Genomic DNA, 6,250 nt, shown 5'->3' with positions numbered 1-6,250 from the left:
CCCCAAAAACTTTTATCGGGTTGAGGGCGTAATATTTTTATTTCGTTACGCTCCCAAAAATCCTTTTCCCTTTCGCCCCGAAGGAACGACGGCCTCCCTCACGCCAAAGCGGGAAGGGGTGGTCCAGGAGGGGCCCAGGGCCCCTCCTGGCCGCCGGAGGCATTCCTTCATCTCTCCATCACACCTTGGCCGGATCGATAATCTCGCCGGCGATGGCGGCGGCGGCGGCAGCGGCCGGGCCGGACAGGTAGACTTCGCTTTCGAGGCTGCCCATGCGGCCCTTGAAGTTGCGGTTGGTGGTGGCGATGGCCCGCTCTCCGCCGGCAAGGATGCCCATATGGCCGCCAAGGCACGGCCCGCAGGTGGCGGGACCGACCACGCAGCCGGCGTCCATGAAGGTTTCGATGAGCCCTTCGGCCAGGGCCTGACGCCAGATCGAAGGCGTGGCCGGCAGCACGATGCAGCGCACGTCGCGGGAGACCTTCTTGCCCTTGAGGATCGAGGCGGCCTGGCGCAGGTCCTCGATGCGGCCGTTGGTGCAGGAGCCGATGACGGCCTGGTCGATGCGAAGCCCGGCCACTTCGGACACGGGCTTGACGTTTTCCGGCAGGTGCGGGCAGGCGATCTGCACTTCCATGCCGGTGGCGTCGATGGTCACGGTGCGCTCGTAGGTTGCGCCCGGATCGGCGGCCAGGGGCTTATCGCCCGTACGGCCGGCCTTGGCGGCAAAGTCCAGGGTCTTGGCGTCGGCGACGAAAAGCCCGACCTTGCCGCCGGCCTCGATGGCCATGTTGGACATGGTCATGCGGCCCTCGACGGAAAGCTCCGAGGCCAATGAGCCGGTGAATTCCAGGGCCTTGTAGAGCGCGCCGGAAACACCGATGGTCCCGATAAGGGCCAGCATCAGATCCTTACCGCCGACATACTTGCCGAGCGTGCCGGTCAGCACGACCTGGATGGTGGGCGGCACCTTGAACCAGGTTTCGCCAAGGGCCATGCCGCCGGCGATGTCCGTGGAGCCCATGCCCGTGGCAAAGGCCCCGAGGCCGCCGTAGGTGCAGGTATGGGAGTCCGCGCCGATGACCACGTCGCCCGGGCCGACAAGGCCGAGTTCCGGCAAAAGCGCGTGTTCGACGCCGACATTGCCGCCCTCGTAGTAATGGGTAATGCCCATCTCCTTGGCGAATTCGCGGCAGACCTTCACCTGCTCGGCCGAGGCAATGTCCTTGTTGGGCGTGAAGTGGTCGGCCACGATGGCCACCTTGTCCTGGTCGAAGACGGCGGTGGCTCCCATCTTCTTGAAGGCCTTGATGGCCAAAGGCGCGGTGATGTCGTTGGCCAGGACCAGGGACAGCCGGCAGCGCACGATCTGTCCGGGGCCGGTGACCTGTTCGTCGCTGTGCGCCTGGAGAAGTTTTTCTGCTAACGTTGCGGGCATATCCTCTTCTACTCCTTTTTGGCCAACCGGTTGAGGGCATTGATGAAAGCCAGGGTGCTGGCCATGATGACATCATCGTGAACGCCGCGCCCAACGGACGTGGCGGCCCCTTCACGCACGCGAACGGTCACCTCGCCCTGGGCGTCGGTGCCGCCGGTGATGGCGTTGATGTGGAATTCCTCGAGCTCGGGCTTGCGGCCGACGGCGTCGCACACGGCGTTAAACGATGCGTCGACCGGGCCGGAGCCGGAGGCGTATCGGCGCACTTCCTTGCCGTCCACGAGCATCTGGACCACGGCCATGGGGGCAAGCTCCACGTTGCCGCAGTGCACGGAGATGTGGCGCAGGGCGAAATGGTCGGGCCGGCGCAGGACCTTTTCGAGGATGAGCGCCTCGATGTCCTCGTCGAGGATGTTCTGCTTGCGGTCGGCCAGATCCTTGACCGCGTCGAAGACGATTTTCAGCTCGTCATCGTTGAGCGTATAATTGAGTTCCTTGACCTTGGCGTCCAGGGCATGGCGGCCGGAATGCTTTCCGAGCACCACCACCGCGCCCTTGCGGCCGATGCTTTCGGCGGTCATGATCTCGTAGGTACGACGGTCCTTGAGCACGCCGTGCTGGTGGATGCCGGACTCGTGGGCAAAGGCGTTACGGCCGATGACCGGCGCATACGGCGGGATCGGCTGGCCGATGATGCCGGAAAGGCGACGGCAGGAGGGGAAAATCTCCTCGGTCACGATGCCGGTATCCAGATGATAGTAGTTGGGGCGGGTATTGAGCGCCATGACGACCTGTTCGAGGGAGGCATTGCCGGCCCGCTCGCCGATGCCGGAAAGCGTCACCTCGGCCTGCCGCGCCCCGGCTTCCAGGGCGGCCAGGGTGTTGGCCACGCCAAGGCCCAGATCGTTGTGGCAGTGGACGGCGAAGGTCACCTTGTCCGCGCCCGGCACGGTGGTGAGCAAAAAGCGGATGAGGTCGGCGAATTCGCCGGGCTGGGCATAGCCCACGGTGTCCGGGATGTTGATGATGGTCGCCCCGGCCGCGATAACCTCCGTGCAGACCTTGGCCAGAAAGTCCCGCTCCGAGCGCGAGGCGTCCTCGGCCGAGAACTGGACCTCGGCGTCGCCCTTGGACACTGCGTGTTTGACGGCGGCCACGGCCATTTGGAGCACCTGGTCCGGCGTCTTGCCGAGCTTATGCTCCATGTGCAGGGGCGAGGTGGCCAGAAACGTGTGGATGCGTTTGCGCTTGGCGCTTTTTATGGCCTCGTAGCCCCGGTCGATATCCGCCGGCAGAGCCCGGCACAGCGCGGCCACCACAGGCTTGGTCACGGTTTGGGCAATTGCGGCCACGGACTCGAAATCGCCGACGCTGGCGGCCGGAAATCCGGCCTCGATCACGTCCACGCCGAGCGTTTCGAGCTGGCGGGCCATGCGGATTTTTTCCTCGCGGGTCATGGTGGCCCCGGGCGACTGTTCACCGTCCCGGAGCGTGGTATCGAAAATGAATACCCTGTTGTTGTCGGGCATGGAAATCTCCCCTTTATTTCCCGCATAGACGCGGGAGAAGCGGCGCGCACGGCGCGCAACAGACTGTGTTGGTAGCCGAGGGCCCGGACGATGACAAGCGATGTCAGAAAGGGGGTGATGGTATTATGAGAGCTCCTGGAGGGGCTCCCGTAGCTTGGCGCGGCGCGGCAGAATGAAATAGGTGTAGATGGGACCGGAGATGAGGTAGGCCGTGAAGAGCAGGAAGCCGATGAGCCAGGGCTCGGAGGCGACGACCACGAAGAGGAGCATGGCCGTGACCATGGCGCTGAAGGGATGGGCCTTGACCAGCCCGAATTCCTTGAAAGAGGCGTAGCGCACACGGCTGACCATGAGAAAGGACAGGAGGTAGACGAGGATGAGGCAGACTTTGGGAATGACGACGGCGGCGAAATCGTCGGGCAGATAGCGCTCGAACATGAAGAAGAGCGCGATCATGCAGCCGGCGGCCGGAATGGGCAGCCCGATGAAGAACTTCTTGGAGGACGACGTTGCCCCGGACATGACGTTGAACCGGGCCAGGCGCAAGGCGCCGCAGGCTACAAGCATGAACGCCGCCAGGATGCCGAGCCGGCCGAACTGGGACAGCTGCCATTGATAGACGAGAATCGCCGGGGTCACGCCGAAGGCGACAAGGTCGGAGAGCGAATCGAACTGGACGCCGAAATCGCTGCTGGTGCCGGTAAGCCGGGCCACCTTGCCGTCGAGGCCGTCGAAGAGGCAGGAAAAGAGAATGGCCAGGGCGGTCATGTCGAACCGGCCCTCGATGGCCCAAAGCGCACCCAGAAACCCGGCGAAAAGGCTCGCCGTGGTAAACAGGTTGGGCAGGATATACACGCTCCTGCGCGCCCGACTCTGGGTCATTTTTTCTTCCATGCAAAGGCCGCCGGACAGGGGCTAGTCGTCTTTTTTCGCCAGGACCGTGACGCCGGCCGTGGTTTTCTGCCCCATTGTCACGGCCGGATGATAACCACGCGGCAAATAGACGTCAAGCCGGGACCCGAACTTGATCATGCCGTAGCGCTCGCCGCGCGAAAGCCTGTCCCCCGGGGCAGCCTTGCACACGATGCGCCGGGCGATGAGCCCCGCGATCTGGACCACCGACCACTTCCCGCCGTCGGCATCGGTGAGGGAAAGGATGTTGCGCTCGTTGTCCGTGGAGGCCTTGTCGAAGGAGGCATTGAAAAATTTGCCGGGGATGTAGCGCACTTCCGACACCGTGGCGTCGATGGGCGAACGGTTCACGTGGACGTTGAACACGTTCATGAAGATGCATACCACCTGCCGCGTCTCGCCGGAGAGGGGATCGGGAGCCTCGCCGAGCTTGCAGACCACGCCGTCGGCCGGGGCCACGGCCAGTCCGCAGCCGCTCGGGGGAAACCGGTCGGGGTCGCGGAAGAAATTCAGCGAAAAGGCGGTGGCCGCAAGCAGGATCACGGCCGGCACCGGCCAGCGCAGCAAAGCGCACACGAGGGTGGCCAGGGCGAAAAGACCGATGATCGGCAGGCCGTCGCGGGCCAGGCCGCAGAGGGGATTATACATGGAGGGCTCCAAACAGCGGACAGACGGCGGCGAGGTCATGCAAAAAGGCGGCCTTGTCCGTATAGAGGATAGCGCGAAGGCCGAGCGAGGCGGCAAGATCCACGTTCCGCGGCGCGTCGTCAATAAAAATCGAGGTGGCGGGCGCGCTGCCGAGATGGTCCAGGGCCAGCTCGAAAAAAGCCGCATCCCGCTTGGTCACACCGTGATCATAGCTGTTGAACACCGCGTCGAAATGGGAAAAGACGTCGTATTTTGCGTCGAGCCGGGGCAGCCAGGCGGTCTGGTCGCTCAGGATGGCGGTTTTCATGCCGGCGGCCCGGGCCGCGTCGACAATGGCGAACATGAAGGGCCTGGGCGTAAAACGCGAAAGCACCATTTCCGTGAGCATCGCGTCGTCGCCGGCAATGCCCGTGGCCTGCCGGAAAGCCTGCCAGAACCCGGCCTCGTCGCAGCCGCCGGTGACAAAGCCGGAGCTCCAGGCCATCTCGTAGGCCACGGGCACGACGGCTGTCGGATCACGCCCGGCCTGCTCGGCAATGGCAGTGAGTCCCTTGAAAAAGCCCTCTTCGGCCAGCACGCCGCCGAAATCGAAAAGCACCGTATCCGGCGGGCAAAGCCCGTTTATCACGTGGTCCAATGTCACATACGCTCCTTCCCTTGGCGGCCCAAAGTCCGTATTGTGCCGCAAGACAATCAGAGCCTTTAGCCGCTAACCCCGCGCCGATCAAGCCGGGAAAAACACCGTCGAGGCCAATCCCATGCCCGAAACGATCCGCGTCGGGGTAAGCACCTGCCTGCTCGGGGAGCCCGTGCGCTACGACGGAGGCCACAAGCGCGACGCCTACGTCGTCGAGACGCTCGGCCGTTTTTTCGAATTCGTGCCTGTCTGCCCGGAAGTGGAATGCGGGCTGCCCGTGCCGCGCGAACCCATGCGCCTTGTCGGCGATCCGGCCGCGCCAAGGCTGGTCACCATCAAAACCGGCCTGGATCTGACGGACAAAATGCGCGCCTTTGCCGCCCGACGCGTGGAGGAACTGGCCCGGGAGAACTTGTGCGGCTATATTTTCAAATCCAAGTCCCCGTCCAGCGGCTACGCCCGGGTCAAGGTGTATAACGACCAGGGGGTGCCCGTGCCCAAGGGCGTGGGCCTTTTCGCCCGGGCCTTCATGGACCGCTTTCCCCTGATCCCGGCCGAGGACGAAGGACGCCTGCATGACGAGAAGCTCCGGGAAAACTTCATCGAACGCATTTTCACCTTGAGCCGCTGGCGAAAAGCCGTGGCCGGGGATGGGACCACGAGCCTGCCCGCCCGGCTGGTCGCCTTTACCGCCCGCCACAAACTGCTGCTCATGGCCCACAGCCCGGAGATGACCCGCCAGCTCGGGCGGCTTACGGCCGAAGCCAAGAGCTGGCCCGCCGACGCCTTGCCCGTGTCCTACGAGACTGTGCTCATGCGGGCCCTGGCCCTGGCCGCTACCCCGGCCAAACACGCCAACGTGCTCGAGCATATCGCGGGCTATTTCAAAAAACTGCTCAGCGCCGATGAAAAGGCCGAGCTGCACGAACTTATCACCCAGTACCGCACCGGGCTTTTGCCGCTCATTGTGCCCGTCACCCTGCTCGCCCACTACACCCGCAAGTACGACGTGGCCTATCTCAAGGACCAGTATTACCTGCATCCGCATCCCGTGGAGCTCAAACTGCGCAACCACGCGTAGGGAAA

The 6,250-nt window shown here is 64.0% G+C and carries 6 protein-coding genes; 1 reads left to right on the top strand and 5 read right to left on the bottom strand.

The features are described 5' to 3' along the window. Nucleotides 1–178: 178 nt before the first annotated feature. From leuC to ACMZ6R_RS07140, 5 genes are all read right to left on the bottom strand, one after another. Complete coding sequence (gene leuC / locus ACMZ6R_RS07160) at nt 179–1,438, bottom strand: 3-isopropylmalate dehydratase large subunit (protein WP_416110229.1); 1,260 nt, start codon at nt 1,436–1,438, stop codon at nt 179–181. Nucleotides 1,439–1,446: 8 nt separating this feature from the next. Further along, entirely contained in the window at nt 1,447–2,967 is a 1,521-nt protein-coding gene (locus ACMZ6R_RS07155) for a 2-isopropylmalate synthase (protein WP_416110228.1), read from the bottom strand. 123 nt (nt 2,968–3,090) lie between these two features. Further along, nucleotides 3,091–3,861 carry a CDP-diacylglycerol--serine O-phosphatidyltransferase gene (gene pssA / locus ACMZ6R_RS07150; RefSeq protein WP_416110227.1) on the bottom strand — a complete coding sequence of 257 codons (771 nt, stop codon included), beginning with the start codon at nt 3,859–3,861 and terminating at the stop codon, nt 3,091–3,093. Between the two features lie 21 nt (nt 3,862–3,882). Next, nucleotides 3,883–4,527: a phosphatidylserine decarboxylase family protein gene (locus tag ACMZ6R_RS07145; protein WP_416110226.1), complete on the bottom strand. Its 645-nt coding sequence runs from the start codon at nt 4,525–4,527 to the stop codon at nt 3,883–3,885. Beyond that, nucleotides 4,520–5,170, bottom strand: a complete 651-nt coding sequence (locus ACMZ6R_RS07140) for an HAD family hydrolase (RefSeq protein WP_416110225.1) — start codon at nt 5,168–5,170, stop codon at nt 4,520–4,522. The genes ACMZ6R_RS07145 and ACMZ6R_RS07140 overlap by 8 nt, the downstream gene beginning before the upstream one ends. 115 nt (nt 5,171–5,285) lie before the next feature. Between ACMZ6R_RS07140 and ACMZ6R_RS07135 the strand changes: the two genes are divergently transcribed. After that, nucleotides 5,286–6,245 carry a YbgA family protein gene (locus tag ACMZ6R_RS07135; protein ID WP_416110224.1) on the top strand — a complete coding sequence of 320 codons (960 nt, stop codon included), beginning with the start codon at nt 5,286–5,288 and terminating at the stop codon, nt 6,243–6,245. Nucleotides 6,246–6,250 lie beyond the last annotated feature (5 nt).

Origin of the sequence: Solidesulfovibrio sp. C21, from assembly GCF_047785625.1 — a bacterium.
Taxonomy (GTDB): domain Bacteria; phylum Desulfobacterota; class Desulfovibrionia; order Desulfovibrionales; family Desulfovibrionaceae; genus Solidesulfovibrio.
This window is presented reverse-complemented; position numbering and strand designations above follow the sequence as displayed.

What these genes read in the sequence shown, in the direction of transcription:
- leuC (WP_416110229.1), bottom strand. Translation starts at nt 1,438, where the DNA reads ATGCCCGCAACGTTAGCAGAAAAACTTCTCCAGGCGCACAGCGACGAA.
- ACMZ6R_RS07155 (WP_416110228.1), bottom strand. Translation starts at nt 2,967, where the DNA reads ATGCCCGACAACAACAGGGTATTCATTTTCGATACCACGCTCCGGGAC.
- pssA (WP_416110227.1), bottom strand. Translation starts at nt 3,861, where the DNA reads ATGGAAGAAAAAATGACCCAGAGTCGGGCGCGCAGGAGCGTGTATATC.
- ACMZ6R_RS07145 (WP_416110226.1), bottom strand. Translation starts at nt 4,527, where the DNA reads ATGTATAATCCCCTCTGCGGCCTGGCCCGCGACGGCCTGCCGATCATC.
- ACMZ6R_RS07135 (WP_416110224.1), top strand. Translation starts at nt 5,286, where the DNA reads ATGCCCGAAACGATCCGCGTCGGGGTAAGCACCTGCCTGCTCGGGGAG.